This is a genomic window from Micromonospora sp. NPDC005172, assembly GCF_040608555.1.
Taxonomy (GTDB): Bacteria; Actinomycetota; Actinomycetes; order Mycobacteriales; family Micromonosporaceae; genus Micromonospora.
In genome coordinates, this window is sequence record NZ_JBEXIL010000033.1 from 36,706 (window position 1) to 63,378 (window position 26,673).

Sequence of the window (26,673 nt, forward strand, 5' to 3'; positions counted from 1 at the left end):
CTGCGCCGGTCAGATCACGTCGTTGCGGAGCACCAGCACGGCGATGTCGTCCCGGGGTGGCTCGACCGAGAAATTGATCGTGGCGGCGCGCAGGCGCGCGGCGACCACGTCGGCGGAGTAGCCGGCCAGCGGTGCTGCCGCGTCCCGCAGCCGGTCGGTGCCGAACAGCTCCCGGCCGCGCCGCCGCTCGGTGACCCCGTCGGTATAGAAGATCAGCGAGTCGCCCGGGGTGAGCGTGATCTCCGTCGTCGGTGAGGTGATGGTGTCGAGCAGCCCCAGCGCAGTGCCCCCGGCGCCGACGAACCGGGCGCCGCCTCCATTGGCCAGCAGCACCGGCCGGTCGTGCCCGGCCAGGTGCAGCGAGACGTCGAGGTGGTCGCCGTCGCCCGGCCCGACCGCTGCCAGGGCCAACGTGCAGTATCGGCCACCGCCCCGCTCGACAAGCGTCTCGTTGAGCCGGGCCAGCGCCTCCGGCAGCGGCTTGCCGTCGCCGACCAACACCCGGATCACGTCGCGTACCAGCCCGGTGACCGCCGCCGCCTGGACGCCCTTACCCGAGACGTCGCCGATCACCACGAGCCAGCGCCCGTCGGGCAGCGGCACCACGTCGTAGAAGTCGCCACCCACCTCGGCGTCGTCACCGGTGGGCACGTACTCGGCGGCGAACCCGATGCCCTCCACCACCGGCAGGACGGGCGGCAGCAGGGACTGTTGGAGCGTCTGCGCGACCCGTCGGCGCTCGGCGTGGATCCGGGCGTTCTCGATCGCCAGCGCGGCCCGCCGCGCGACGTCCTCCAGGACGGCCACCTCGTCCGGGTCGTGCCGGTGCCGCTGGTGCCGGCCCACCGCGAGGGTGCCGAGCCGCTGCCCGCGCGCGATCAGCGGGACCGCGAAGCCTTCCATCGGCCCGCCGAGCGGGATCTGCGCCGCGCTGCGGGACGCCTCGCGCAGCCGGGCCTGGATGGAATCGGGGCCGGTCTCCGCCAGCACCCGGTGCAGGTGGGGCAGCACCGACTCGTCGGCGTGGCTGGCCGCCGCCAGCCGCAGCCGACCCCACTCGTCGGTGGTGTGCACGGCGCACCACTGGCCCAGCCGGGGCACCACCAACTGCGGGATCAGCGCCATCGTCAGCTCGACGTCCAGCGACTGGGCCAGCAGCTCGCTCGCCTCGGCGAGGAACGTCAGCCACGCCTGCCGGCGGACGTCCGCCCGACGCAGCCGGTCGTTCTCCAGGTGCAGCGACAGCCGCTCGGCGGTGAGCACCGCCAGCGGCCGGGCGTACGCCGACGGTGCGGCGTCCAGCTCCAACTCCCCGGCGTACGGGCGGTGCACCGTCAGCGGCACCCGCAGCAGCTCGCTGTCGGGGCGGGGCTGCCGCCCGAACCGGGCCAACAACTGTCGGCCCTGCCCGTCGCCCCGGTCCAGGCGTACCGCTCCACCGGCCGCGCCGACCATCTCGGCGACCCGGTTGAGCAGGCTGGTGGCGAAGTCGGGCAGCGGGTCGTCCGCGTACATGTCGGGGGCGGTCTGCATGAGCTCGCTCATCGCGCCGGCGCTCGGCGCCGAGCCGTCGACGGCCCCGGGGTTGCCCGCCATCGACGTGCCGCCCGCGCTGGAGCCGGCCCCCGGCTCGGTCCCGGCCCGGTCCAGGCGAAACCAGACGCCCTTGCCGGTCGGCAGGTACGTGGTGCCCCAGCGGCTGGCGAAGTGGTCGACGAGCAACAGCCCGCGACCGCGCTCGGAGACCTCGTCGATCTCGCTCGTGTCGTTGCGGGTGCCGACGGTCAGCTCGTCGTTGCCGGAGCTGGGCGCGAAGTCGGAGACGGTCACGGAGAGTCCGACACCGTCCGCCACGACCTCGATGTCCAGTTCGGTGCCGGCGTGCTCGACGGCGTTGGTGGTCAGCTCGGTGGTGAGCAGCAGCGCCTCGTTGACCAGGTCGTCGAGGTGGGCCTCGGCGAGGACCGAGCGGACGACCGCCCGGGCGGCGGCGGGCGTACGACGATCGGCGGGCAGGCGGACGCGCCGGACGGCCCCGCCCCGGGCCCCGGCCGTCGCGGGCCCCGCCTCGGCTGACACCCCCGTATCCTCCACCGTCGCCCCGCCGGGTGCCAAGCCGATCCGTGATCGACGGGGCGCGGAGCCGCTCGGCGCTACCGTGTGGTGACCAGTGCGTGCGGCACAGCGTCGTGACGCGTGACGAACGCCACTCGACGAGGTCTGTGTCGGGTTGGCACCCGGCGCGAGGATCGCCGGGCCGACCGGGCCCGATCGGCGGGTCGCGCACCCTGGCACTACGGCCGGCGCGGGCACAATATGGGGTGCCGGTGTGTCTGTACGGGCACGGACCCCCCCAGGTGAGCGAGGCATCATGACCACGGCGAAGCAGTCGTACGCGGATCCGTCCGCGCCCGACCAGGACGCGCTCCTCGGTGAGCTGACCGAGGCGCTGCGACGGGTTCGTCGCGGTGATCTGAAAGTCCGGTTGCCCCGCCGCGCCGGTAAGGCCGGTGAGGTGGCGGACGCCTTCAACGAGGTGGTCTCGCTCCAGGAGCGGCAGTACCTGGACCTGCGGCGGATCAGCCGGATCGTCGGTCGGGACGGCCGGCTCACCGAACGACTGGACGACGAGGGGCTGGACGGCTCCTGGGCGGAGGGGCAGCGGGCGATCAACTCGCTGATCGACGACCTGGGTCGGCCGACGACCGAGATCGCCCGGGTCATCGTGGCGGTCGCCGACGGCGACCTGTCCCAGCACATGGCGCTGGAGATCGACGGTCGGCCGCTGCGCGGTGAGTACCTGCGCATCGGCCGCACCGTGAACACGATGGTCGACCAGTTGTCGTCGTTCTCCAACGAGGTGACCCGGGTGGCCCGTGAGGTGGGCACCGAGGGCAAGCTGGGTGGCCAGGCCGACGTGCGGGGTGTCGCCGGCACGTGGAAGGACCTCACCGACTCGGTCAACACCATGGCGTCCAACCTGACCGGCCAGGTGCGGTCGATCTCGCAGGTCGCGACGGCGGTGGCCAAGGGCGATCTGTCGCAGAAGATCACGGTCAGCGCACGCGGTGAGGTGGCCGAGCTGGCCGCCACGATGAACTACCTCACGGACACGTTGCGGCTCTTCGCCGAGCAGGTGACGCGGGTGGCCCGTGAGGTGGGCACCGAGGGCAAGTTGGGTGGCCAGGCCGAGGTGCCGAACGTGGCGGGCACCTGGAAGGACCTGACCGACAGCGTCAACTCGATGGCGTCGAACCTGACCGCCCAGGTCCGCAACATCGCGCAGGTCTCGACGGCGGTGGCCCGCGGTGACCTGTCGCAGAAGATCACCGTGGCGGCGCAGGGCGAGATCCTGGAGCTGAAGGACACCGTCAACACGATGGTGGACCAGTTGTCGTCGTTCGCCGACGAGGTGACGCGGGTGGCCCGCGAGGTGGGCATCGAGGGCAAGCTGGGTGGGCAGGCGCAGGTACGCGGCGTCTCGGGCACCTGGCGTGACCTCACCGAGAACGTCAACCAGTTGGCCGGCAACCTGACCAGCCAGGTCCGGAACATCTCCCAGGTGTCGACGGCGGTGGCCAAGGGTGACCTGTCGCAGAAGATCACCGTCGACGCCCAGGGCGAGATCCTAGAGCTGAAGAACACCGTCAACACGATGGTGGACCAGCTCTCGTCGTTCGCCGACGAGGTGACGCGGGTCGCGCGCGAGGTGGGCACCGAGGGCAACCTGGGCGGTCAGGCGCAGGTCAAGGGCGTGTCCGGTACGTGGCGGGACCTGACCGACAACGTGAACTCGATGGCGTCGAACCTGACCAGCCAGGTCCGCAACATCGCCTCGGTGACGACGGCGGTGGCGAAGGGCGACCTGTCGCAGAAGATCACTGTGGACGCGCGGGGTGAGATCCTGGAGCTGAAGTCGACCGTCAACACGATGGTGGACCAGCTCTCGTCGTTCGCCGACGAGGTGACGCGGGTGGCCCGCGAGGTGGGTACCGAGGGCAAGCTCGGTGGTCAGGCGCAGGTACGCGGCGTCGCTGGCACCTGGCGCGACCTGACCGACAACGTGAACTCGATGGCGTCGAACCTGACCGCCCAGGTCCGCAACATCGCCCAGGTCTCGACGGCGGTGGCGAAGGGCGACCTGAGCCAGAAGATCACTGTGGACGCGCGGGGCGAGATCCTGGAGCTGAAGTCGACTGTCAACACGATGGTGGACCAGCTCTCGTCGTTCGCCGACGAGGTGACGCGGGTGGCCCGCGAGGTGGGTACCGAGGGCAAGCTCGGTGGTCAGGCGCAGGTCAAGGGGGTCTCCGGCACCTGGCGGGACCTGACCGACAACGTGAACTCGATGGCGTCGAACCTGACCAGCCAGGTCCGCAACATCGCCTCGGTGACGACGGCGGTGGCGAAGGGCGACCTGAGCCAGAAGATCACCGTGGACGCCCAGGGCGAGATCCTGGAGCTGAAGTCGACTGTCAACACGATGGTGGACCAGCTCTCGTCGTTCGCCGACGAGGTGACCCGGGTCGCCCGCGAGGTCGGTATCGAGGGCAAGCTCGGTGGTCAGGCGCAGGTCAAGGGGGTCTCCGGCACCTGGCGGGACCTGACCGAGAACGTCAACCAGCTCGCCTCGACGTTGACCACCCAGCTACGGGCCATCGCCCAGGTGTCCACGTCGGTGACCCGGGGCGACCTGACCCAGCGGATCGCGGTCAAGGCGCAGGGCGAGGTCGCCGAGCTGAAGGACAACATCAACCAGATGATCGTCACCCTCCGGGAGACGACCAAGAAGAACGCCGAGCAGGGCTGGTTGGACTCCAACCTGGCTCGCATCGGTGGCCTGTTGCAGGGTCAGCGTGACCTCGGCGAGGTCTGCCGCATGATCATGACGGAGGTGACTCCGCTGGTCGACGCCCAGCTCGGCGCCTTCTTCCTCGCCGACGACACCGACGGCAGCATGCGGCTGCGGTTGACCTCGTCGTACGGCTATGTGGCGCGGGGGCACGACGTGACCTTCGGGCCGGGCGAGGGGCTGGTCGGGCAGACCGCCCTCTCGCGCCGGACGATCCGGGTCAGCGCCCCGCCGAACAGCCGCCTCACGCTGCGCTCCGGCCTGGCCGAGACCCCGCCGACCGACCTGGTGGTGCTCCCCGTGCTGTTCGAGGGGGAGCTGCTCGGGGTGATCGAGTTCGCCAGCGTGTCCGCCTTCTCCGAGCTGCACCTGTCGTTCCTGGAGCGGCTGGTGCTCACCATCGGCATCGCCGTCAACACCATCCAGGCCAACCGGCGTACGGAGGAGTTGCTGGCCCAGTCGCAGCGGCTGGCCCACGAGATGCAGGAGCAGTCGGCGGAGTTGCAGCGCACCAACGCCGAGCTGGAGGAGAAGGCCACCCTGCTCTCCGAGCAGAAGGGCAACATCGAGACCAAGAACCGGGAGATCGAGCTGGCCCGTCTCGGGCTGGAGGAGAAGGCGCAGCAGCTCACCCGGGCGTCGGCGTACAAGTCGGAGTTCCTGGCCAACATGAGCCACGAGCTGCGTACGCCGCTGAACTCGTTGCTCCTGCTGGCCCGCCTGCTCGCGGAGAACTCGGAGCAGAACCTCAGCCCGAAGCAGATCGAGTTCGCCCGGACCATCCACGGCTCGGGCTCGGATCTGCTGCGCCTGATCGACGACATCCTCGACCTCTCCAAGATCGAGGCGGGCCGGATGGACGTCGAGCCCACCGAGATCCGCTTCACCGAGCTGCGCGGGTTCGTCGAGCAGGCGTTCGCGCCGCAGGCCGAGGAGAAGAACCTCGACTTCCAGGTACGCGTGAGCAAGGATCTGCCGCCCGCCCTGGTGACCGACGCGCAGCGGTTGCAGCAGATCCTGCGCAACCTGCTCTCCAACGCGGTGAAGTTCACCGACAACGGCGCGGTGACCCTGCGGATCGCCCCGGCGGCGGAGAACGCGGTGTTCGACGTGCCCGCGCTGACGAACGCCCAGCAGGTGATCGCGTTCACGGTCATCGACACCGGGATCGGCATCTCCGACGACAAATTGTCGATCATCTTCGAGGCGTTCCAGCAGGCGGACGGCACGACCAGCCGTCGCTACGGCGGCACCGGACTGGGCCTGTCGATCAGCCGCGACCTGGCGCGACTGATCGGTGGCACCATCACGGTCTCATCGGCGCCCGGTCAGGGTTCGACGTTCACGTTGTTCGTGCCGCAGGTCCTCGCCCCGGACGCGGTGGTCGCACCGCAGCCGCCGTCGCCACAGCGCGCCGGGCTGCCGTCGTCACTGCTCATGCCGCCGCTGGAGCTGTTGCCGGAGCGGTCGGAGGCACCGGCCATGCGCCAGTTGGACGGTGCCACCGTGCTGATCGTGGACGACGACGTACGCAACGTCTTCGCTCTGACCAGCGCGTTGGAGCTGCACGGCATGACCGTGCTGTACTCGGACAACGGGGCGGACGGCGTCCGCCTGCTGGCCGAGCACCCGGAGGTGGACATCGTGCTGATGGACGCCATGATGCCGGACCAGGACGGATACGAGACGACCCGCCAGATCCGGCGTAACCACCGGTTCGCCGACCTTCCCGTGGTCTTCCTGACCGCGAAGGCGATGCCGGGTGACCGCGAGTCGGCGCTCGCCGCCGGCGGAAGCGACTACATCACCAAGCCGGTCGACCTGGACGACCTGATCGAGCTGATGTCGTCCTGGATCAGTGGCAGCCGTACCGAGGAGACTTCGTGACCCAGATGGCCAAGGCGCTGCTCGTGGACGACCGCCGGGAGAACCTGATGGCCCTGGAGGCGATCCTCCAGGGCCTGCCGGTCCAGTCGGTCGCCGTGGAGAGCGGCGAGGCGGCACTCAAGCAGTTGCTGGTGGACGACTTCGCGGTGATCCTGTTGGACGCGCAGATGCCGGACATGGACGGCTTCGAGACGGCCAGCCACATCAAGCGCCGGGAGCGCACCCGGCACGTGCCGATCATCTTCCTCACCGCCGCCGACCGGGACGCCCAGCTCGCCCTTCGGGGCTACCAGGTGGGTGCCGTCGACTACCTGACCAAGCCGTTCGACCCGTGGGTGCTGCGGGCCAAGGTGTCGGTCTTCGTCGAGCTGTGGGTCAAGACCCGGCAGTTGGCCGCCCAGTCGGACCTGGTGCGGGAGCGCGACGCGCAGTGGCGGCGACTCACCGACGCGGTGGACGAGGCCACCACCCTGCTGCGTTCCGACGACCTTGCGGCGCGGGACCGTGCGGTGGAGCTGCTGGAGCAGGCCCGCTGGGGCAGCTCAGCCTGACGGGGCGGCTGCGCTCTCACCGGGGCGCAGGTGGCCGGTCTGGGCCCGGCGGACGCGCCACCGCTCGCCCAGTGAGTCGATCTCTTCCTGCACGAAGATGAAGAAGTCGCGCATCTCGGCCACCCGTTCGCCGGCCGGCGTGTCCGGGCCGTTGAGGGCGACCACGCCGCCCTCGGCCGCGTCGATGAACGTCTTGTAGATCGCGGTCTTGGTGATCGTCCCCTCGTACCAGGGGTCCTCCGGCATCCGGTAGCGGTCGCGGCGCGAGCGGGGGACCGGCTCGCGGACCAGCATGCCGAACTGGGTGAGGTAGCGGACCGCGCCGCTGACCGCCGCCGCGCTCACCCCGAGTCGTTCGCCGATCTCGGCGGCCGTCAGCGGGTCGTCCGCGGTCATCACGGTGAACAGCACTCGGGCGGCCATCCTCGGGAAGCCCACCTCGGCGAACGTGAGAGCCATCCGTTCGACGAAGAGGTGCACCGGGTCATGGCCGTCGGCGGCTGCCATCTCTGGTCCCTCCTACGCGTCTCGTGGGCATCGATGGTGCCCCGACTCTCACTGTCTTCACAACTTTGTGAAACGAGTGTAGCTTCCGATATATGGAAATTCCGATTGAGGTGTCCGGCCTGGTCAAGACCTTCGGCCGGACCCGGGCGCTCGACGGTCTGGACCTGACCGTCCACGCCGGCGAGGTGCACGGCTTCCTCGGCCCGAACGGCGCCGGCAAGTCGACGACCATTCGGGCGCTCCTCGGGCTGCTGCGGACGGACGCGGGGGCCGTCCGCCTGCTCGGTGGCGATCCGTGGCGCGACGCGGTGGCCCTGCACCGACGGCTGGCGTACGTGCCGGGCGACGTCACGCTCTGGCCCAACCTCTCCGGCGGAGAGGTCATCGACCTGCTCGGCCGGATGCGCGGCGGCCTCGACCCGGCCCGCCGGGCCGAACTGCTCGACTCCTTCGAGCTGGACCCCCGCAAGAAGGGCCGGACGTACTCCAAGGGCAACCGGCAGAAGGTCGGCCTGGTGGCCGCCCTCGCGTCGGACGCCGAACTCCTCATCCTGGACGAGCCGACCTCCGGCCTGGACCCCCTCATGGAAGAGGTCTTCCAACACTGGGTACGCCGGGCGAAGGCCGACGGCCGCACCGTGCTGCTCTCCAGCCACATCCTGGCCGAGGTGGAGGCGCTCTGCGACCGGGTGACGATCATCCGCAACGGGCGGGACGTGGAGACCGGCACCCTCAGCGAGCTACGGCACCTGCGGCGTACCTCCATCGAGGCCGAGCTGACCGGCCCGGTCGACGGGCTGGGGCAGCTCACCGGCGTACACGACCTGCGGGTGGACGGGCAGCGGGTGCGCTTCGACGTGGAGGACGCCGCGCTGGACGTCGCCCTGCGTCGGCTCACCGAGATCGGCGTACGCAGCCTGGTCAGCCAACCGCCGACGCTGGAGGAACTGTTCCTGCGGCACTACCAGGCCGAGCAGGTGCGCTCGTGAGCGCGAGGAGTGAGCCGGGTTTGCGAGCCCCGCAGTCGCGATCGGAACGAAACTCGGCGACCGCGATCACCGGCACCCGGCACCTGGTGCGGCTGATCCTGCGCCGGGACCGGATCGTGCTGCCGATCTGGATCCTGCTGCTGGCCGTGCTCCCAGCCAGCTATGCCAGCGTGTACGCCGGCCTCTACCCGACCGAAGCCGAGCGGGCCGCCTACCTGGCCGGTACGGCGAGCAACCCGTCGATCGTGGCGCTGCTCGGCCCGGTCTACGGCGACAGCATCGGCGCGCTCACCGTCCAGCGGGCCGGCCTGTTCGCGTTGGTCGCCGCCCTGGTGAGCGTGCTGACGGTGGTACGGCACACCCGTACCGAGGAGGAGGCCGGCCGGCGGGAGTTGCTCGGCGCGACGGTCCTCGGCCGGTACGCCGGGCTGACCGCGGCGCTGCTTGCCACGTACGCCGCGAATGTGCTGCTCGGCCTGCTCATCGCCGGCGGCCTGGTCGCCGCGGGTCTGCCGGGGGCGGGCTCGTTGCTCTTCGGCGCCGGCGTCGCCCTGACCGGCATCGCGTTCGCCACGGTCGGCGGCCTGGCGGCGCAGCTCACCCAGAGCGCCAGCGGGGCGCGCGGCATCGGGCTGGGCGTGCTCGGGTTGGCGTTCGCGCTGCGGCTCGGCGGCGACGCCGGAGGGTCCGGTGGCAGTGGCGGCAGCGCCGAGTGGTTGAGCTGGATCTCTCCGCTCGGCTGGGTGCCCCGGGCGCGTGCCTTCGCCGGTGAGCGCTGGTGGGTGCTGCTGCTGCCGGTGCTGTTCAGCGTGGTGGTGGCGCTCGTCGCGTACCCCGTCTCGGTGCGTCGCGACGTGGGCGCCGGCCTCCTGCCACCCCGGCTCGGCCCGGCCACCGCGGGCGGCGGGCTGGCCGGCCCGCTCGGCCTGGCCTGGCGGCTGCACCGCGGCCAGTTGCTCGGCTGGACCGTCGGCTTCGGGCTGCTCGGTCTGGTGTTGGGTGGCGCGGCGGACGCGGCCGGCGACGCGGTGCAGGGCAACGAGCAGATGGCCGACCTCCTGGAACGGCTGGGTGGCTCGTCGACACTGGCGGAGGCGTACCTCGGCAGCACATTGAGCCTGACCGCGCTGGCCGCCGCCGGTTACGGCATCCAGGCCGCGCTGCGGGCGCGAGCGGAGGAGACCGCCGGCCGGGCCGAACCGTTGCTCGCCACGGCGGTGAGCAGATCCCGCTGGCTGGCGGCGCATCTGCTCTTCGCACTGCTCGGCCCCGTGGTGGTGCTGGCCGTGACAGGGGTGGCGACGGGACTGTCGTACGGCCTCAGCGTCGGTGACATCGGCGGTGAGGTGCCCCGGCTGCTCGGCGTGGGTCTGGCCCAGGTGCCGGCGGCGTGGGTGCTCGCCGGGCTCGCGGCGCTGCTGGTGGGCTGGCTGCCCCGCTTCTCGTGGGCTGCCTGGGCGGTGCTCGCCGGCTGTCTGCTGCTGGGTCAACTCGGCGCGGTGCTGGAGCTGAGCCAGTGGGTGCTGGACGTCTCCCCGTTCGCGCACACCCCGCAGGTGCTGAGCGACAACTGGACGATAACCCCCCTGGCCACCCTGACCGCGGTGTCAGCCGCCCTCCTGACCCTGGCCCTGCGCGCCGTCAATTCCCGAGACGTCCCCACCTCCTGAAGCAGGGCCCGCCGGTGATCATGAAGTTATTGCCGACAAATCGGACGGAATTTGGCAATAACTTCATGATCAACGGCTGCGGGCGGGCGCCCGGGACCGGGAGGGGGGTGTCAGCCGGTGGGTTGGTCGTTGCGGATCATCAGGGCGCTGCGCAGGCCGGTGATGTCCAGGACCCGGATGAGGAAGTCGCCCACGTGGGTCAGCATCAGCAGGCTCTGCGCGTGGCTGGCCTTGCGGCTGAGTACGACGAGGGTGCCCAGGCCCTGCGAGTCGCAGAAGGTGACGCCGCCGAGGTCGAGGATGATCTTCGGGGGTGGGTCGGCCAGCACCTCGTTGACGACGGTGGAGAGCTGGGCCGCCGTGAGCATGTCGATCTCACCGGCCAGGCGCAGCACTGCTTCGTCGCCCGTCCGGTGTAGCGTGATGGACAGTTCGGCACGATCCACCCGGTCAGCCTAGCGCGATCCCGCCGACCCGGCCTGTCGAGGCGGTGAGCCGCCCTCTCAGCCGGCCCGATTGGGCACCGGAGCCGGGTGAGCCGGGTAACCCCAACCCGGGGTGGCTGCTGGTTGGGCGTCCGGCGCTGACACAATGGCGGCATCGTGACCGACATCGTTTCCGCCGGATCTGGCCGCTACCCGGCCGACGCGCCGGCCTCCGAGGCCCTGTTCGACCGCGCCCGCGCCATCGTGCCGGGCGGGGTCAACTCCCCCGTGCGCGCCTTCCAGGCGGTCGGTGGCACCCCACGCTTCATGGTCCGTGGCGAGGGCCCGTGGCTGTACGACGCCGACGGTCGCCGCTACGTCGACCTGGTGTGCTCCTGGGGACCGCTGATCCTCGGGCACGCCCACCCGGAGGTGGTGGACGCCGTGCGGGCGGCTGCCGCCCGGGGCACCAGCTTCGGCACGCCCACCCCGGGTGAGGTGGAGCTGGCCGCCGAGCTTGTCGACCGGGCGCCGATGGAGCAGGTCCGCCTGGTCAACTCCGGCACCGAGGCCACCATGTCGGCGATCCGGCTGGCGCGGGGCTTCACCGGCCGCTCCAAGATCGTCAAGTTCGCGGGCTGCTACCACGGGCACGTCGACGCGCTGCTCGCCTCCGCCGGTTCCGGTGTGGCGACCCTCGGCCTGCCCGACTCGCCCGGTGTCACCGGCGCGGCGGCCAGCGAGACGATCGTCCTGCCGTACAACGACATCCGGGCCGTCGAGGAGGCGTTCGCCGCCGAGGGCCCGCACATCGCCGCCGTGATCACCGAGGCTGCCGCCGGCAACATGGGCGTGGTCGCGCCCCGCGACGGCTTCAACCAGCAGCTCGCCCGGATCGCGCACGCGCACGGCGCACTGCTCGTCGTGGACGAGGTGATGACCGGGTTCCGGGTCTCCCGCGCCGGGTGGCACGGCCTCGACGCCTCCGACGCGGACCTGTGGACGTACGGCAAGGTCATGGGTGGTGGCCTGCCCGCCGCGGCGTTCGGCGGGCGCGCGGACATCATGGCGCGTCTCGCGCCGGCCGGCCCGGTCTACCAGGCCGGCACGCTGTCCGGTAACCCGCTGGCGTGCGCCGCCGGTCTGGCGACCCTGCGGCTCGCCGACGACGCGCTCTACCGCAAGCTCGACGACACGGCCGCCGTCGTGGGCAAGCTCGCGTCCGACGCGCTGGCCGCCGCCGGGGTCCCGCACCGTTTGTCGTACGCGGGCAGCATGTTCTCCATCTTCTTCACCGACGCCGACGTGGTCGACTACGACAGCGCGCGCACCCAGCAGGTGCCGGCGTTCAAGGCGTTCTTCCACGCGATGCTCGCCGCCGGCGTCTACCTGCCGCCGAGCGCGTTCGAGTCGTGGTTCGTGTCGGCGGCGATCGACGACGCCGCTCTGGAGCACGTCGCCGCCGCGCTGCCGACGGCGGCGAACGCGGCAGCAGCGGCTGGTCACGGGGGGTAATACAGGTGGCGAAGACGGTGGTCCACGTGCTCCGGCACGGCGAGGTGCACAACCCCGACCAGATCCTGTACGGGCGGCTGCCCGGTTTCCGCCTCTCCGAGCTGGGCGTGCAGATGGCCAAGGCCGCTGCGGAGGGCCTCGCCGACCGGGAGATCGTGCACGTCGTGGCGAGCCCGTTGGAACGCGCGCAGCAGACCGCCGAGCCGATCGCCGCCCAGTTCGGGCTCCCGGTCGGGGTGGACGAGCGGCTGATCGAGAGCGCCAACTGGTTCGAGGGCAAGAAGGTGTCGCCGGGCGACGGGTCGTTCCGTGACCCGCGCAACTGGTGGGTGCTGCGCGACCCCGTGACGCCGTCCTGGGGCGAGGCGTACCGGGTGATCGCCGAGCGGATGTTCGCCGCCGTGCACGCCGCCCGGGTCGCCGCCGAGGGCCGCGAGGCGGTGCTGGTGTCTCATCAGCTCCCCATCTGGACGCTGCGCCGCCACGTCGAGCGCAAGCGGCTCTGGCACGACCCGCGCAAGCGCCAGTGCGGGCTGGCGAGCCTCACCTCGTTCCACTTCGACGGCGCGAAGGTGGTGGGCATCGGCTACAGCGAGCCGGCCGCGCACCTCGTCGCTCTCTCCGCTACCGCCCGGACGGCCAAGGGGGCCTGATGACCGCCCGGAGGTGGACCGCCGGTCTGCTCGCCGCCGTCGCCACGGTGGCGCTGGTCGGCTGTACGGCGTCGAAGAGCCAGGAGAAGACCTGCTCGACCACCTCCGACGGCATCATCGAATGCGCGCCGGACCAGCGCTCCGCGCCTCCGAAGCTCGCCGGTGAGCTGCTGACCGGCGGCACCTACGACGTCAGCGAGGCCCGCGGCCAGGTTGTCGTCGTCAACTTCTGGGGCTCCTGGTGCCCGCCCTGCCGGGCCGAGGCCGACGACCTGGAATCGGTCTACCAGGCCACCAAGGGTTCCGGCGTGAGCTTCCTCGGCGTCAACGTGCAGGATTCGCGGGACAAGGCCAAGGCGTTCGAGCAGGGGCGGGTCACCTATCCGAGCCTGTTCGACCCGCCGAGCAAGCTGGCGCTGGCCCTGGACATCCCGCCGAACACCGTCCCGGCGACAGTCGTGCTGGACCGGGAGGGCCGGGTCGCCGTGGTGATCCGGGCGGCGGTCACGCAGGAGGGCCTGCGACCGATCGTCGAGCGGATCGCGGCCGAGAAGCCGGCGTCGAACTGATGGGCGAGACGTTCGAGGAGCTGGCCCGGAGCGGGCCGCTGGTGCTCGCCATCGGCGCGGCGGCGCTCGCCGGCCTGGTCAGCTTCCTCTCCCCGTGCGTGCTCCCACTCGTCCCCGGCTACCTGTCGTACGTCACCGGTCTGGCCGGTGCCGACCTCGAGGGCCGGCGGCCTGCGGCGACGCCGGCACCCGACGGCGCTGAGGCGGGCGGCGGGGTCGCGCTGCGTGAGCGGACGGCACCGGCGGCGGCGGCGGTCAAGGGTCGGGTGCTCGCCGGGACGCTGCTCTTCGTCGCCGGTTTCACAGTGGTCTTCGTCGCCACCGCGATCCTGTTTGCCGGCATCGGTCGGGTCTTCTTCGACTACGAGCGGCAATTGGAGATCGTCGTCGGCGCGTTGATCATCGTGCTCGGCCTGGGCTACCTCGGCATGATTCCAGCCCTGCAACGTGAGTTCCGCATCTCCCGGCTGCCGTCGGCGGGCCTGCTCGGCGCACCCGTGTTCGGGGCGGTCTTCGCGCTCAGTTGGGTGCCGTGCACCGGTCCGACCCTCGGCGCGGTGATGGGCATGGCCGCCACCAGTGGTCAGAGCGACCGCGCGGTGGTGCTCGCCGTGGCGTACTGCCTCGGGTTGGGGATACCGTTCGTCGTCTTCGGGCTGGGCTTCCAGCGCCTGCTCGGGGTGTTCCGCGCCATCCGGCGCAACAGCCGTTGGGTCACCCGGATCGGCGGCGCGCTGCTCATCCTGATCGGCCTTGCGCTGGTCACCGGCGGATGGCAGAGCTTCGTGATCTGGTTGCAGACCACCGTCGGGGTGGGCGAGGTGAGCATATGACGGTCGTCGACGAGCGGCCGGAGGCCGAGGCCCCGGCGCCCCGCCACCGGCCCAGCCGGCTGCTGGCCCTGCTGCGCAACTCGTGGCGGCAGCTCACCAGCATGCGTACGGCCCTGATCCTGCTCTTCCTGCTGGCGATCGCCGCGATCCCCGGATCGGTGCTGCCGCAGCGCGGGATCAGTCCGGAGAAGGTCAACCAGTACTTCGTCGACCACCCCGACTGGGCGCCCCGGCTGGACCGGATCGGCGCGTTCGCGGTCTTCGGCTCGGTCTGGTTCTCCGCCATCTACCTACTGCTGTTCACGTCGCTGATCGGCTGCATCACGCCCCGGCTGCGCGACCACTTCCGGGCGCTGCGGTCCCGCCCACCCGTCGCGCCGAAGCGGATGGAGCGGCTGCCGCAGCACACCGTGCTGCCGGCGCCGGACGGTGGCGTGGACGCCGTCGCCGCGGTGCTGCGCAAGCGCCGCTGGCGGGTCGAGGTACGCGGAAACGAGGTCTCCGCCGAGAAGGGCTACCTCAAGGAGACCGGCAACCTGCTGTTCCACACCTCGCTCATCGCGGTGCTGATCGGCGTCGCGCTCGGCTCCTGGTACGGGTGGAGCGGCAACCGCCTGCTGGTGGCGGGCGCGGACAACGCGTTCTGCAACACCCGCCAGCAGTACGCCGAGGCCAAGCTCGGCCCCCGCGTGGACACCGCCGACCTGCCCCGCTTCTGCCTGCGGCTGGACGACTTCCAGGCCCGGTTCCTGCCGTCCGGCCAGCCGGAGTTCTTCAACGCCCGGGTGACGGTGGACGGCCCCGACGAGCCGACCCGCAGCGCGGACTTCTCGGTCAACTCGCCGCTGCGCCTCGCCGACGCGAGCGTCTACCTGCTCGGCCACGGGTATGCACCGGTGATCCGCTACACCGATCGGTACGGCAACAGCCAGGTCAGTGACGAACCGTTCCTGACCACCGGAGACATGGGCCTGACCAGCGAGGGGCTGGCCGCCTTCCCGGACGCGAACGTCGACCCGGCCACCGGCAAGCGGGTACCGGGCGAGCAGGTGGCGTTCACCGGCATCTACCTGCCCACCGCGCCGCAGCAGGCCCCGTTCGTCCGCTCCGAGTACCCGACCGAGCGCAACCCGGCGCTGAACCTGGTCGCCTACCGGGGCAACCTCGGCATGGACGCCGGCATCCCCGGCTCGGTCTACCAGCTCGACCAGCGGCAGGTGCGCGCCGGCAAGGTCAAGGAGATCGGCAGCAAGCTGCTCCGCAAGGGCGAGAAGTGGACGCTGGACGACGGCACGACCGTCGAGTTCCTGGGCACCGAGCGGTACGTGACGCTCTCCGTCCGGCACGACCCCGGCTCGACGCCGCTGCTGGTGAGCTGCGGTGTGCTGCTGGTCGGGCTGATGGGCTCGCTGTTCGGCCGGCGTCGCCGGGTCTGGTTCCGAGTGCTGCCGGCCGACCCCGCGAATGGATCTCCGACGGGCGGTAGTAGCTTGGTGGAGGCCGGTGGGTTGCCGCGCACCGACTATCCAGGGTTCGCCGACGAGTTCGCCCAGTTGATCGCCGCTGTGAACGGTGACGAACGGGCGGCTGAGCGGGCCGGTGTGCGAGAAGGGACCGAGTGATGTCCGCGCTCTCCGACAATCTGGTGACCTTCGCGATCCTGACGTACCTGATCGCGATGATCAGCCACGCCGTCGAGTACGCGTTGGGCAACGCGCGTACCCGGGTGGCCGTGGCGTCGCCCGCCCGCGAGCTGGTCGGCGCGGGGGTCGGCGGTGCCGGCGGTGTGGCCGACGAGCCGCCCGCTCCGGTCCCGCCGCCTGTGGACGGCTCGGCGCGCCGGGCGCGTCTCGCCGGGCTGGTCGCGGTGGGCGTCACCGCGCTCGCCGCCGTGTTGCACCTCGCGGCGCTTGTCACCCGCGGTCTCGCGGCGGACCGCATGCCGTGGGGCAACATGTACGAGTTCGTGCTCACGGTGACGTTCATCGGGGTCGCGGCCTGGCTGGTGGTGCTCTGGAAGCGGCCGTCCCTGCGCAAGCTCGGGCTGTTCCTGACGCTGGTCATGGTGCTGCTGGTGGCCACCGCCGAGCTGGTGCTCTACGTGCCGATCGTGCCGCTGGTGCCGGCCCTGAACTCGTACTGGTTCGTCATCCACGTCTCGACGATCGTCTTCGCGTCCGGCATCTTCCTGCTCGGAGCGGTGCCGGCCGTCGGCTTCCTCATGCGCAACGGCTACGAGCAGGGCAAGCGGAGCTTCCCGTACACCCTGGCGAAGCGGCTGCCCGGCGCGGTCAGCCTGGAGCGGCTGACCTTCGCGCTGCACGCGTTCGCCTTCCCGGTCTTCACGTTCGCGGTGATCGCCGGCGCGATCTGGGCCGAGGCGGCCTGGGGTCGGCCGTGGGGCTGGGACCCGAAGGAGACCTGGGCGTTCATCTCCTGGGTGGTCTACGCCGGCTACCTGCACGCCCGGGCCACCCCCAGCGTGAAGCGGAACGTGGCCACCTGGATCGCGGTGCTCGGCTTCCTCACCATGCTGATGAACCTGTTCGGCGTGAACATCTTCTTCACCGGCCTGCACTCGTACGGTGGGCTGAACTGACCTGCAGTTGGCGAATGTAGAACTACACTTCTTAGAAGTGTAGTTCTACATTCTGTGGGGATGTGACAGTGGAATTCGCCAAGCCAGCGGAGATCTTCGACCGAGACGTCGAGTGGGCGGAGCTGGTCCGGTTCGCCTCGGACGATCGACAAGGCGCGACGCTGGGCGTGGTCAGCGGCCGCCGCCGGCAGGGCAAGACTCTGCTCCTGTACGAGCTGGCCCGCAGCACCCAGGGCTTCTACTTCGGCGCGACCGAGGCGACGTCGGCGGAGTCGCTCCGTCGCCTGGGGGAAGCGCTCGGCCGGTATACCGCAGCCCCGAGCCCACTGCACCTTGCCGACTGGCCGAGCGCGGTCGACGCGTTGCTCGCGCTGGGCCGGGACCGCCCGGTCACGGTGGTGATCGACGAGTTCCCGTACCTGGCGCGCGCCAGTCGCGACCTCCCATCGGTCATCCAGCATGCGCTCACCCCGGGCCGGATCGAGCGCACCGGCTCTCGAACTCGCCTGTTGCTGTGCGGTTCGGCGCTCTCGTTCATGGGAGGGCTTCTGGCAGGTTCGGCCCCACTCCGCGGACGGGCCGGGCTGGAGTTGCCCGTCGCACCGCTTGACTACCGAGCGGCGGCGAGATTCTGGGGGATCGACGATCCGTTGCTCGCAGCCCGGGTGTTCGCGATCGTCGGAGGTACACCCGCCTACCGACGCGAGTACGTCCAGGACGACGCCCCCGACGGGCCAACCGATTTCGACGACTGGGTCGTGCGTGCCGTGCTGAACCCGGCGCGTCCGCTGTTCCGCGAGGCTCGTTACCTGCTGGCCGAGGATCCGGACCTTCGCGACACCGCCCTCTACCACTCGGTGCTCGCGGCGGTCGCCGACGGCAACGGCACCCGAGGTGGAATCGCGGGCTACATCGGTCGTAAGGCCACCGACCTACAGCATCCACTCACCGTGTTGGAGGACGCCGGTCTCCTCACGAGGGAACCAGACCCCTTGCGCAGTGGCCGGAGCCGGTACCTCATCGCCGAACCCCTCATCAGCTTCTACCAGGCGATCATGCGACCCGCATGGACGGCGTTGGAGCAGCGACGCGGCGCGGACGTCTGGCGTCGATCCCAGCGACGGTACGCGGCAGCGGTGCTGGGGCCGGCCTTCGAAGAGATCGTCCGCCAGTGGGCGCTGCGCTTTGCCGCACCGGACACGCTCGGCGGCATCGTCGCGGAGGCCAGTGCCGCCGTCCTTACCGACCCCGCTAGCCGAACCAGCGTGGAACTCGATCTGGTCGCGTTCGGTGAGCCACCGATGGGCGACAGCCCTCGGCCGCTCCTCGCGATTGGCGAGGTCAAGTGGGGTAGGACATTAGGGATGGTCGACCTGGAGCGGCTCACGAGGGCACGGGATCTCCTCACCAGCCGTCCTGGCCTGGACGCGCGACACGTCCGGCTCGTGCTCGTAAGCGGGTCGGGCTTCACGGACGACCTCCAGCGGCGAGCTGGCGGCGATCAGGATGTCGTCCTGGTCGATCCGGCGCGCCTCTATCAGGGGGAATGACACCCGGGATCACGCCCACCTCCCACCCGGCGGTTCAGGCTCGTGGTCAGCGGTGTCGCAGGGTCTCGTCGACCCGCGGTCTTGATCCACTCCAGGTCGACGATCTGGCGGCATCATTCGCCCTGCAGGGCACCACGTCGGCGATCTGGTGTCGATCCTGGTCAGCCGCCGAACCAGCCCGGCACGTCGAGGCGGAACCAGTTGGCCGAGGCCATCGTGCGCAGGTCGTCCTCAAGGGCCGCCACGCGCTCCTCGCCCAAGGCGTCGGCCCACTGCTCGCGCAGCCGGTCGAAAACTTCCGCCGAGCGGCGTAGCCCGTCGGCGCCGTGTTCCGTCACCCGGACCAGCCGGCGGCGGGCGTCGGAGGGATCGTCGACCCGTTCCAGGTAGCCGACGGCGACCAGCCGGTCGACCGTCTTGCCGGCCGCCTGCTTGGAGATGCCCAGCCGTTGGCCCAGCTCGGTGGCGGTGGTGCCGTGCACCCCGACTGCCTGCAACACGAAGCCGTGCAGGGGGCGCAGCTCGGGGTGCCCCTGCCGGGCCAGTTCGGCGTGCAGGTCGTCGATCAGGGTGCGGAAGCCCGCCAGCAGCAACAGCGGGAGCTGGAAGCCGGGCCGGGCGGGATCAGAGGTTGCCATGTTCGACAACCACGTTTACTATTTCGTCAACCACGTTGACCATCTTAAGGCAGGCACCGATGTCCGTCTTCACGCCCCACACCGCCGAGACCGCGCCCACCGCCGCCCGCCGGGCCGTCGAGGGCGTACAGAGCCGGTTCGGCTGGCTTCCCACTCCGGTGGCGCTGATGGCCGAGTCGCCGCAGCTGCTCAGCGGCTTCCTCGCCGCCAGCGCGGGCTTCGAACAGACCAGCCTCGCGCCCGTCGAGCGGGAGGTGATCATCCTGACCATCTCTACCTCCCACGAATGCCACTTCTGCGTGGCCCTGCACACCGGCAAGATCACTGAGATCGGCGCGAGCGCCCCGCTGATCAGCGCGCTGCGCGCCGGCACGGAGCTGCCCGAGCCGCGACTGGAGGCGCTGCGCCAGTTCACGCTGGCCGTGCTCAAACACCGGGGCGCGGTGCCCGACGACCAGCTCGACGCGTTCCTGGGGGCCGGCTACCAGCCCCGGCAGGCGCTGGACGTGGTGCTCGGCGTCGGGGCGTACACCATGTCCACCTTCGCCAACCGGCTCACCCGCGCGCCACTCGACCCGCAACTGGCCGCTTACGCCTGGACGCCGGCCGCCTGAGCGAGCCGCGTTACCGCAACATGCCGGTAGAGGGCTGACTCAGGGTCGCGGTTTCGCTACCTTGCGCCAGGAGAGCCGATACGGCCCTCCTCGGCAGCGGAAGGTGAGGCGCGGTGACCACGACAGTGTCCACGGCGGAAATGATCAGAGACCAGCTCCGGCGGTCCCGGCTCGCGGCCGGGCTCAGCCAGGAGGAGTACGGCAAACGGGCGCACTACTCACCGTCCATGGTGTCATCGGTCGAGGTGGGCCAGACGGTGCCCAACCTGACCTATCTGACCCGGGCCGACGAGGTGCTCGACACCGGCGGCCTGCTGGTCTCGCTCCGCGAGCTGGGTCGCCGGCACGCCGAGCCGGTGTGGTTCCGCCCCTGGTTGGAGGTCGAGCGGGTGGCCACCCAGTTGCGGTCCTTCGGGGCGACGATGGTTCCCGGGCTGTTGCAGACCGCCGACTACGCCCGCGCGGTGTTCCGGCTCGACCTGGGGCTCACCGCCGAGCGGGTGGAGGAGCTGGTGGCCGCCCGGCTGGAACGGCAGACGATCCTCGACCGGGAGCACCCGCCGCAGCTCACCGTCGTGATCGACGAGGCCGCCCTGCAACGCTTCGCGGAGAGCAACGCCGAGGTGCTGGCCGGTCAGCTCCGGCATCTGGTGGCGTGCGCCCGCCGCTCCCACATCCGGGTGCATGTGTTGCCACAGAAGGTCGGGCTGCACGCCGGCCTGTTCGGGCCGTTCATCCTGGGCCGCACCGCCGACGGCAGTTGGCTCGGCTTCCTCGACAACCAGACCGGCGGCACCGCCGTCGACGAGAACAACGAGGTGGCGACCCTGCTCGGAAGGTGGGAGAGTCTGCGCAGCGACGCGCTGCCCCGGCAGCAGTCCATCGACCTGCTCGAGGAGATCGTGAAGCCATGGATCTGACCGGAGCTCAGTGGCGCAAGTCCACCCGCAGCGGCAACGACGCTGGTGCCTGCGTCGAGGTCGCCGACAACCTGCCCGGCCGGGTGCACGTCCGCGATTCCAAGGACCCCGACGGCGGCGTGCTGACCTTCAGCCCGGCCGCGTGGCGCTCCTTCGTCCACCTGGCCCGCACCCCCTGACCCCGGGGGCTCCCGCTCAGGCCGCCCCGAGAAAGTCGCGCAGCAGGGCGAGCATCTCGTCCGGGCGCTCCTCGTACAGCCAGTGCCCGCAGTCGTCGATCACCTCGCCGCGAACGGTGTCGGCGTACCGGCGTACCTGCTCGGCGACCTGACCGCCGAGGCTGGCCGACGCGCCGACGGCCAGCACCGGCATGGTGAGCTTCGTGGTCCGGTACGTTGAGTTGTCGGCGATGTCCCGATCGAACGCCCGGAAGTGGGCGAAGCTCGCCCGCAGGTGCGCCGGGTCGCGCAGGTGGCTGGCGAACTCCTCGATGTCCGGCGCGGCGATGCTGCCCTTGTGCACCATCAGGGCGTCGGTGAACCGGTCCACCCAGAGCGACTCCCGCCCACGGACGAGTTCCTCCGGCAGCCCGTTGTCGAGCGTGAAGAAGCCGAAGTTCCACACCGCCGGCCCGGCCGCGGTGAGCGCGGGAAAGGTGTAGATGCTCTCGTCCGGGATCGGCGCCTCGCTGAGCACCAGCCGGCTCACCCGCTGTGGATGGGCAGCGGCGTACGCGTACGCCACCATCGTCCCCAGGTCGTGCCCGACCACTCGCAGGTCACCGGTCACGCCGAGTTGGTCGAGCAGGCCGTGCAGGTCGGCGGCGACGGTCTTCTTGTCGTACCCGTCGGCCGGAGCGTCGCTGCTCCCGAATCCGCGCAGGTCGGGCGCGACCACCTCGAAGGATCGCCCCAACTCGGGCAGCAGGTGCCGCCACATGTACCAACACTGCGGGTACCCGTGCAGCAGCACCAGCGGTGGACCGTTGCCGCCACGGACATAGTTCATGGTGATCCGACCGACCCGTGCCCGTTGCTCGGTGAACCCTGCCGGAACCCGATCGCCACCCATTCGCCGCCTCCGACCGCCGTCCCGCCCGCTGCCGCCTGCCCGGCTACCCGCTGAACGGCCCGCCATGCCCGGGGGCGCGTTGATCCACTCGCCTTCCTCGAAGTTGCCGTGTCCGGCGGCCGGGACACCGCGGCTTCAAGGAACCCGAGTTGACCTAGAGGTGACGGCGGGCCATCGCGGGCGTCACACCACCCGGCGTGGGCCGCGCCGCACCCGGTGCGGGAGACTGGGCGACATGGCTCGTGGCTTCCCGTACACCGATCTCAAGGACTTCCTCGCGGCGCTGGAGCGCGCGGGGGAGCTGCGTCGGGTCGACGTCCCCGTCGACCCGACCCTGGAGATCAGCGAGGTGGTCACCCGCACGGTGCGCGCCGGCGGGCCGGCCCTGCTGTTCGAGCACCCCACCCGGGGTGAGATGCCGGTGGCGATCAACCTGTTCGGCACCGAGAAGCGGATGGCGATGGCCCTCGGCGTCGACTCGCTGGACGAGGTCGGCGCGCGGATCGGCGCGCTGATCAAGCCGGAGCTGCCGGTCGGCTGGTCCGGCATCCGCGAGGGCCTGGGCAAGGTCATGCAGCTCAAGTCGGTGCCCCCGCGCAAGGTCAAGACCGCGCCCTGCCAGGAGATCGTCTACCGGGGCGACGACGTCGACCTGGGCCGGCTGCCGGGGTTGCAGGTCTGGCCCGACGACGGCGGGATCTTCCACAACTACGGGCTGACCCACACCAAGCACCCGGAGACCGGCAAGCGCAACCTCGGCCTCTACCGGCTTCAGCAGCACGGCCGCAACACCCTCGGCATGCACTGGCAGATCCACAAGGACTCGACCGCACACCACGCGGTCGCCGAGCGGCTCGGGCAGCGCCTGCCGGTCGCGGTCGCGATCGGCTGCGACCCGGTCGTCTCGTACGCGGCCAGCGCGCCGCTGCCCAGTGACATCGACGAGTACCTGTTCGCGGGGTTCCTGCGCGGCGAGCGGGTGGAGATGGTCGACTGCCTCACGGTGCCGTTGCAGGTGCCGGCGCACGCGCAGATCGTGCTGGAGGGCTACCTGGAGCCCGGCGAGCGGCTGCCCGAGGGGCCGTTCGGCGACCACACCGGCTTCTACACGCCGGTCGAGCCGTTCCCGGTGCTGCACATCGAGGCGATGACCATGCAGCGGAACCCGGTCTACCACTCGATCGTCACCTCGAAGCCGCCGCAGGAGGACCACGGTCTCGGCAAGGCCACCGAGCGGATCTTCCAGCCGCTGCTCAAGCTGCTGATCCCGGACATCGTCGACTACGACCTGCCGGCCGCCGGGGTGTTCCACAACTGCGCGATCGTGTCGATCCGCAAGCGCTACCCGAAGCACGCGCAGAAGGTGATGAACGCGATCTGGGGCGCGCACCTGATGTCGCTCACCAAGCTGATCGTGATCGTCGACGAGGACTGCGACGTGCACGACTACAACGAGGTCGCGTTCCGCGCCTTCGGCAACGTCGACTACGCCCGCGACCTGCTGCTCACCGAGGGCCCGGTGGACCACCTCGACCACTCGTCGTACCAGCAGTTCTGGGGCGGCAAGGTGGGCGTCGACGCGACCCGCAAGCTCCCGGCCGAGGGCTACACCCGCGGCTGGCCGGAGGAGATGACCATGGCCCCCGAGGTCACCGCCCTGGTCGACAAGCGCTGGAAGGAGTACGGGATCTGATGACGACCCCCGACACTCCTCGCGATCTTGCACTTCCTGTCGACGATTCGCGCCCTTCCTCCCCATATGTCCCAGCAGAAAGTGCAAGATCGCGGGGGAGGGTGCGTGCCTTCCTGGATCTTGTCGCCATCGAGCACTCCGTCTTCGCTCTGCCGTTCGCGTTCCTGTCCGCGCTGACCGCCATGCAGGTCGACGGTGGCGGGGTTCGCTGGCTCGACCTGTTGCTGATCACCGTGGCGATGGTCGGGGCGCGGACGTTCGCGATGGCCGCCAACCGCATTCTCGACCGGCGGATCGACGCGCGGAATCCGCGTACCGCCGGCCGGGAACTGGTCACCGGGGCGGTGAGCGTGCGGACGGCCTGGACCGGCGCGGCCGTCGCGCTCGTGGTGTTCCTCGCCGCCGCCGCCCTGCTCAACCCGCTCTGCCTGGTGCTCGCGCCGCTCGCCGTGGTGCCGCTGGTCGTCTACCCGTACGGCAAGCGGTTCACCAACTGGCCGCACGCCATCCTCGCTGTCGCCCAGGCGGTCGGCCCGGTCGGCGCCTGGCTCGCGGTCACCGGCACCCTGGACGGCTCCGGGCCGGCCTGGGTGCTCGGCGCGGCGGTCGGGCTGTGGATCGGCGGCTTCGACCTCATCTACGCCTGCCAGGACTCCGAGATCGACCAGCAGATCGGCGTGCACAGCGTGCCCGCCCGGTACGGCCGTCGCTTCGCCCTGCACGCCTCCACCGTGACGCATGTGGTGACCTTCGGGCTCTTCGTCTGGTTCGGGGCGCTGATCGGGTTCGGCTGGCTGTGGTGGGTCGGCCTGGCGTTGACGGCCGTCGCGTTCGCCTACCAGCACCTGGTGGTCAGCCCGACCGATCTCAGCAAGGTCAACCGGGCGTTCTTCACCGCCAACGGGTTCGTCGGCATCGCGCTGTTCGTGTTCGCCCTGCTCGACCTGGTGATCCGCCTGGACCTGCGGCCCTAAGGTTGGGCGGCCGTCGGGTAGCGGGCGCTCTCCAGCGTCCAGTCGATGGTGCCGCGCACGGCGTACGCGACTCCGTCGAGATGGTCGGTGACGGCCTCGTCCAACGCCGGCCCGAACGACGGCACGGCGGCGCGGAGCGCCACAAACCGCCGCATCGACTCGCGCCAGCGCTCGGCCACCCGCTGCACCGCCTCCTCCGACGAGACGCCCCAGTCGGCCTGCGTCGCCAGGACCAGGTTGTGCCCGCCCGAGGTGGCCCGGTCCTTCTCGAGCGAGGCCAGGTCGTTGTACCAGGAGAGCAGGTCGTTGCCGGTGCTGGCGATCTGCCGCAGCAGCGGATGGTGGTAGACCGGATCGGGCAGGGACCGGCCGCTGACGAACTCCACCAGCGGATACGACACCTCGGCCGCCGAGGTGGACCGCCGCAACTCGACGTACTCGTCGACGCCGGGACGGGCGGCGGCCTCCTTGTTGACCGCCTCCCGCCAGGTGCCGTCGAGGTGCCGGGCCACCGCGTCGGCGAAGCGCAGCCGCCACCGCGCCGGCATCCGCCTGCGCGGCTCCCGCCAGGCCAGCACCAGCAGCCGCCGCAGCGGACCGGTCAAACCGCCGTGCCGGAGCCGGGGACCGTCGTGCAGCAGTGCCAGCGTCCCGTCGCGCAGCGCCCGGATCTGCTCCGGGTGGAGCCGGTTCGGGCCGTCGCAGGCGTCGTCGACGAGGAAGAACCAGGTGAACAGGGCGGTCAGCACCCGCAGGTCGGCCTCGCTGGCGTCCGGGTAGAGGCGCCCCGCGTACCGGGCGAAGCCTCCCCGGGCCAACCGGTGCAGCGCGGCGTCGTCCAGCGGCATACCCAGCTCGGGCAGGACGTCGACGAGCCACTGCTGAACCCGGTCGGCGTGTGGCGAGAGTCGGGGTGGGATCGGGCACTCGGCGCGCAGCGCCCAGAGGACCTCGCCGGTCGTCACCGATGCCTCCCGTGCGAACTGCTCCCGGTGCAAATCGCCATCGGCAGCATGTCAGGTCGGCGGGACAGTCACGTACCCGGCCGGACAACTCGGACGGCCGCGGCGCGGCGGATCGCGGGGGTGCCCAGCGGCCCGCGGCGCGGACCAGGCAGGCTGGAGGCATGCGGGAACCATGGGTGGTCGGCGTATCCGGAGCCTCCGGTACGCCGTACGCGGCGGCCGTCGTCGGCGGGCTGCTCGACGCGGGCGAGCCGGTGGACCTCATCGTGTCGCGCGCGGCGCGGTTCACCCTGCTCGACGAGACCGGCCGCTCGTTCCGCGACGCGCACTGGGCCGAGGACCTGGCGACGTGGCTCGACCGGGACCTGACCGACGCGGACGTACGTCACTGGCCGGCGGGCGACCTGGCCGCCGGACCCAGCAGCGGGTCCTACCGGGTACGCGGAATGGCGGTGGTGCCTGCCAGCACGGCGGCCTGCGCGGGCATCGCGATCGGGCTCTCCAAGGACCTGCTGCAACGCGCCGCCGAGGTCAACCTCAAGGAGCGCCGACCGGTGGTGGTGGTGCCCCGGGAGACCCCGGTGACCCGCAGCCACCTGGAGCACCTCATCGCGTTGCACGACGCCGGCGCGGTGGTGCTGCCGGCCAGCCCCGGCTTCTACGGCGCGGGCGCGGCGGCCAGCGCGCAGCAACTGGTCGACTTCGTCGCCGGCAAGGTGCTGGACGCGCTCGGCGTGCCACACACCCTGTTCCGCCGCTGGTCCGGCCAGCTCGGCGCGGCCCGGCGCTGAACGGTCAAGCGGCCCGGCGCTGAACGGTCAGGATTGTTCCAGTGGTGCGCGGACCGGACTGTCGCCCGGTCCGCCTGACGTTGTCCGCACCAGTTCAGTACATGCCGGCGTTGGCCGGACCCGGCCCGGTGGAGGCGGCCGGACCCACGTTGCGTGGCTTTCCGACCTCGTCCACCTCGTCCAGCATGCCCTCCCCCTCAAGCAGGGCTCGCACCTCGGATTCCCGAAACCGGCGATGCCCGCCTGGAGTCCGGATGCTTCCTATCCGGCCGGCCGCCGCCCATCTCGTCACAGTTTTCGGGTCCACCCGAAACAGCGCGGCGACCTCACCCGGTGTCAGCAGGCGATCTCCAGTGTCCACAGCCCCCTCCTCGCGTCGACGAAGCCCCTGGCTGAACACACTGCCC

At 70.9% G+C, this 26,673-nt stretch carries 24 protein-coding genes; 17 read left to right on the top strand and 7 right to left on the bottom strand.

The window, feature by feature from the left end:
* Window positions 1-9 precede the first annotated feature (9 nt).
* On the bottom strand, window positions 10-2,079 hold the full coding sequence (locus tag ABZV06_RS21805; RefSeq protein WP_355247895.1) for a SpoIIE family protein phosphatase: 2,070 nt from the start codon (window positions 2,077-2,079) through the stop codon (window positions 10-12).
* Window positions 2,080-2,371: 292 nt separating this feature from the next.
* Here ABZV06_RS21805 and ABZV06_RS21810 point away from each other — a divergent pair, with 292 nt between their 5' ends.
* Window positions 2,372-6,739, top strand: coding sequence for a HAMP domain-containing protein (locus tag ABZV06_RS21810; protein ID WP_355247898.1), 4,368 nt, complete (start codon window positions 2,372-2,374; stop codon window positions 6,737-6,739).
* Window positions 6,736-7,290: a response regulator gene (locus tag ABZV06_RS21815; protein WP_355247901.1), complete on the top strand. Its 555-nt coding sequence runs from the start codon at window positions 6,736-6,738 to the stop codon at window positions 7,288-7,290. Before ABZV06_RS21810 ends, ABZV06_RS21815 begins: the two co-directional genes overlap by 4 nt.
* Here the strand turns inward: ABZV06_RS21815 and ABZV06_RS21820 are convergent.
* Window positions 7,282-7,797 (bottom strand): helix-turn-helix domain-containing protein, encoded by a 516-nt coding sequence (locus ABZV06_RS21820; protein WP_355247904.1) that lies wholly within the window; start codon window positions 7,795-7,797, stop codon window positions 7,282-7,284. The genes ABZV06_RS21815 and ABZV06_RS21820 overlap by 9 nt on opposite strands.
* Before the next feature lie 92 nt (window positions 7,798-7,889).
* Between ABZV06_RS21820 and ABZV06_RS21825 the strand changes: the two genes are divergently transcribed.
* Entirely contained in the window at window positions 7,890-8,786 is an 897-nt protein-coding gene (locus tag ABZV06_RS21825) for an ABC transporter ATP-binding protein (protein WP_355247907.1), read from the top strand.
* On the top strand, window positions 8,783-10,456 hold the full coding sequence (locus tag ABZV06_RS21830; protein WP_355247910.1) for an ABC transporter permease: 1,674 nt from the start codon (window positions 8,783-8,785) through the stop codon (window positions 10,454-10,456). Before ABZV06_RS21825 ends, ABZV06_RS21830 begins: the two co-directional genes overlap by 4 nt.
* A 110-nt stretch (window positions 10,457-10,566) precedes the next feature.
* Here ABZV06_RS21830 and ABZV06_RS21835 read toward each other — a convergent pair whose 3' ends face one another.
* Window positions 10,567-10,902 carry an STAS domain-containing protein gene (locus tag ABZV06_RS21835; RefSeq protein ID WP_355004798.1) on the bottom strand — a complete coding sequence of 112 codons (336 nt, stop codon included), beginning with the start codon at window positions 10,900-10,902 and terminating at the stop codon, window positions 10,567-10,569.
* 156 nt (window positions 10,903-11,058) lie between these two features.
* On the opposite strand from ABZV06_RS21835, the gene hemL reads away from it, so the two are divergent.
* The 7 genes from hemL to ABZV06_RS21870 all read left to right on the top strand — a co-directional run bounded on the left by hemL (window position 11,059) and on the right by ABZV06_RS21870 (window position 18,600).
* Window positions 11,059-12,396 carry a glutamate-1-semialdehyde 2,1-aminomutase gene (gene hemL, locus ABZV06_RS21840; protein ID WP_355623684.1) on the top strand — a complete coding sequence of 446 codons (1,338 nt, stop codon included), beginning with the start codon at window positions 11,059-11,061 and terminating at the stop codon, window positions 12,394-12,396.
* Window positions 12,396-13,049 carry a histidine phosphatase family protein gene (locus ABZV06_RS21845; RefSeq protein WP_355623735.1) on the top strand — a complete coding sequence of 218 codons (654 nt, stop codon included), beginning with the start codon at window positions 12,396-12,398 and terminating at the stop codon, window positions 13,047-13,049. Before hemL ends, ABZV06_RS21845 begins: the two co-directional genes overlap by 1 nt.
* Window positions 13,049-13,618 carry a TlpA disulfide reductase family protein gene (locus ABZV06_RS21850; protein ID WP_355247916.1) on the top strand — a complete coding sequence of 190 codons (570 nt, stop codon included), beginning with the start codon at window positions 13,049-13,051 and terminating at the stop codon, window positions 13,616-13,618. The genes ABZV06_RS21845 and ABZV06_RS21850 overlap by 1 nt, the downstream gene beginning before the upstream one ends.
* Window positions 13,618-14,451, top strand: coding sequence for a cytochrome c biogenesis protein CcdA (locus ABZV06_RS21855; protein ID WP_355247919.1), 834 nt, complete (start codon window positions 13,618-13,620; stop codon window positions 14,449-14,451). The genes ABZV06_RS21850 and ABZV06_RS21855 overlap by 1 nt, the downstream gene beginning before the upstream one ends.
* The gene (locus tag ABZV06_RS21860; protein ID WP_355247922.1) at window positions 14,448-16,073 is read left to right on the top strand and encodes a cytochrome c biogenesis protein ResB; all 1,626 of its coding nucleotides are present in this window, start codon (window positions 14,448-14,450) and stop codon (window positions 16,071-16,073) included. Before ABZV06_RS21855 ends, ABZV06_RS21860 begins: the two co-directional genes overlap by 4 nt.
* On the top strand, window positions 16,073-17,050 hold the full coding sequence (gene ccsB, locus ABZV06_RS21865) for a c-type cytochrome biogenesis protein CcsB (RefSeq protein WP_355623687.1): 978 nt from the start codon (window positions 16,073-16,075) through the stop codon (window positions 17,048-17,050). The genes ABZV06_RS21860 and ccsB overlap by 1 nt, the downstream gene beginning before the upstream one ends.
* 68 nt (window positions 17,051-17,118) lie before the next feature.
* Window positions 17,119-18,600, top strand: coding sequence for an ATP-binding protein (locus ABZV06_RS21870; protein ID WP_355623690.1), 1,482 nt, complete (start codon window positions 17,119-17,121; stop codon window positions 18,598-18,600).
* A gap of 161 nt (window positions 18,601-18,761) precedes the next feature.
* On the opposite strand, the gene ABZV06_RS21875 is transcribed toward ABZV06_RS21870, so the two are convergent.
* On the bottom strand, window positions 18,762-19,238 hold the full coding sequence (locus tag ABZV06_RS21875; RefSeq protein ID WP_355247931.1) for a MarR family winged helix-turn-helix transcriptional regulator: 477 nt from the start codon (window positions 19,236-19,238) through the stop codon (window positions 18,762-18,764).
* Between the two features lie 59 nt (window positions 19,239-19,297).
* Between ABZV06_RS21875 and ABZV06_RS21880 the strand changes: the two genes are divergently transcribed.
* The 3 genes from ABZV06_RS21880 to ABZV06_RS21890 all read left to right on the top strand — a co-directional run bounded on the left by ABZV06_RS21880 (window position 19,298) and on the right by ABZV06_RS21890 (window position 20,951).
* Window positions 19,298-19,852: a carboxymuconolactone decarboxylase family protein gene (locus ABZV06_RS21880; protein WP_355623693.1), complete on the top strand. Its 555-nt coding sequence runs from the start codon at window positions 19,298-19,300 to the stop codon at window positions 19,850-19,852.
* A 113-nt stretch (window positions 19,853-19,965) separates the two neighbouring features.
* Window positions 19,966-20,772: a helix-turn-helix transcriptional regulator gene (locus ABZV06_RS21885; RefSeq protein ID WP_355623696.1), complete on the top strand. Its 807-nt coding sequence runs from the start codon at window positions 19,966-19,968 to the stop codon at window positions 20,770-20,772.
* Window positions 20,763-20,951: a DUF397 domain-containing protein gene (locus ABZV06_RS21890; RefSeq protein ID WP_355247937.1), complete on the top strand. Its 189-nt coding sequence runs from the start codon at window positions 20,763-20,765 to the stop codon at window positions 20,949-20,951. The genes ABZV06_RS21885 and ABZV06_RS21890 overlap by 10 nt, the downstream gene beginning before the upstream one ends.
* Before the next feature lie 16 nt (window positions 20,952-20,967).
* Here ABZV06_RS21890 and ABZV06_RS21895 read toward each other — a convergent pair whose 3' ends face one another.
* A complete protein-coding gene (locus ABZV06_RS21895) occupies window positions 20,968-21,843 on the bottom strand; it encodes an alpha/beta hydrolase (protein ID WP_355623699.1) in 876 nt (291 codons plus the stop codon).
* Between the two features lie 235 nt (window positions 21,844-22,078).
* Between ABZV06_RS21895 and ABZV06_RS21900 the strand changes: the two genes are divergently transcribed.
* On the top strand, window positions 22,079-23,536 hold the full coding sequence (locus tag ABZV06_RS21900; protein ID WP_355623702.1) for a menaquinone biosynthesis decarboxylase: 1,458 nt from the start codon (window positions 22,079-22,081) through the stop codon (window positions 23,534-23,536).
* Entirely contained in the window at window positions 23,536-24,510 is a 975-nt protein-coding gene (mqnP, locus tag ABZV06_RS21905; protein ID WP_355623705.1) for a menaquinone biosynthesis prenyltransferase MqnP, read from the top strand. The genes ABZV06_RS21900 and mqnP overlap by 1 nt, the downstream gene beginning before the upstream one ends.
* On the opposite strand, the gene ABZV06_RS21910 is transcribed toward mqnP, so the two are convergent.
* Window positions 24,507-25,475, bottom strand: coding sequence for a terpene synthase (locus ABZV06_RS21910; RefSeq protein ID WP_355623708.1), 969 nt, complete (start codon window positions 25,473-25,475; stop codon window positions 24,507-24,509). The genes mqnP and ABZV06_RS21910 overlap by 4 nt on opposite strands.
* A gap of 161 nt (window positions 25,476-25,636) precedes the next feature.
* Here ABZV06_RS21910 and ABZV06_RS21915 point away from each other — a divergent pair, with 161 nt between their 5' ends.
* Window positions 25,637-26,266, top strand: a complete 630-nt coding sequence (locus ABZV06_RS21915) for a UbiX family flavin prenyltransferase (RefSeq protein WP_355623711.1) — start codon at window positions 25,637-25,639, stop codon at window positions 26,264-26,266.
* Between the two features lie 94 nt (window positions 26,267-26,360).
* Here ABZV06_RS21915 and ABZV06_RS21920 read toward each other — a convergent pair whose 3' ends face one another.
* Window positions 26,361-26,627 (bottom strand): BldC family transcriptional regulator, encoded by a 267-nt coding sequence (locus ABZV06_RS21920; RefSeq protein ID WP_007454516.1) that lies wholly within the window; start codon window positions 26,625-26,627, stop codon window positions 26,361-26,363.
* Window positions 26,628-26,673 lie beyond the last annotated feature (46 nt).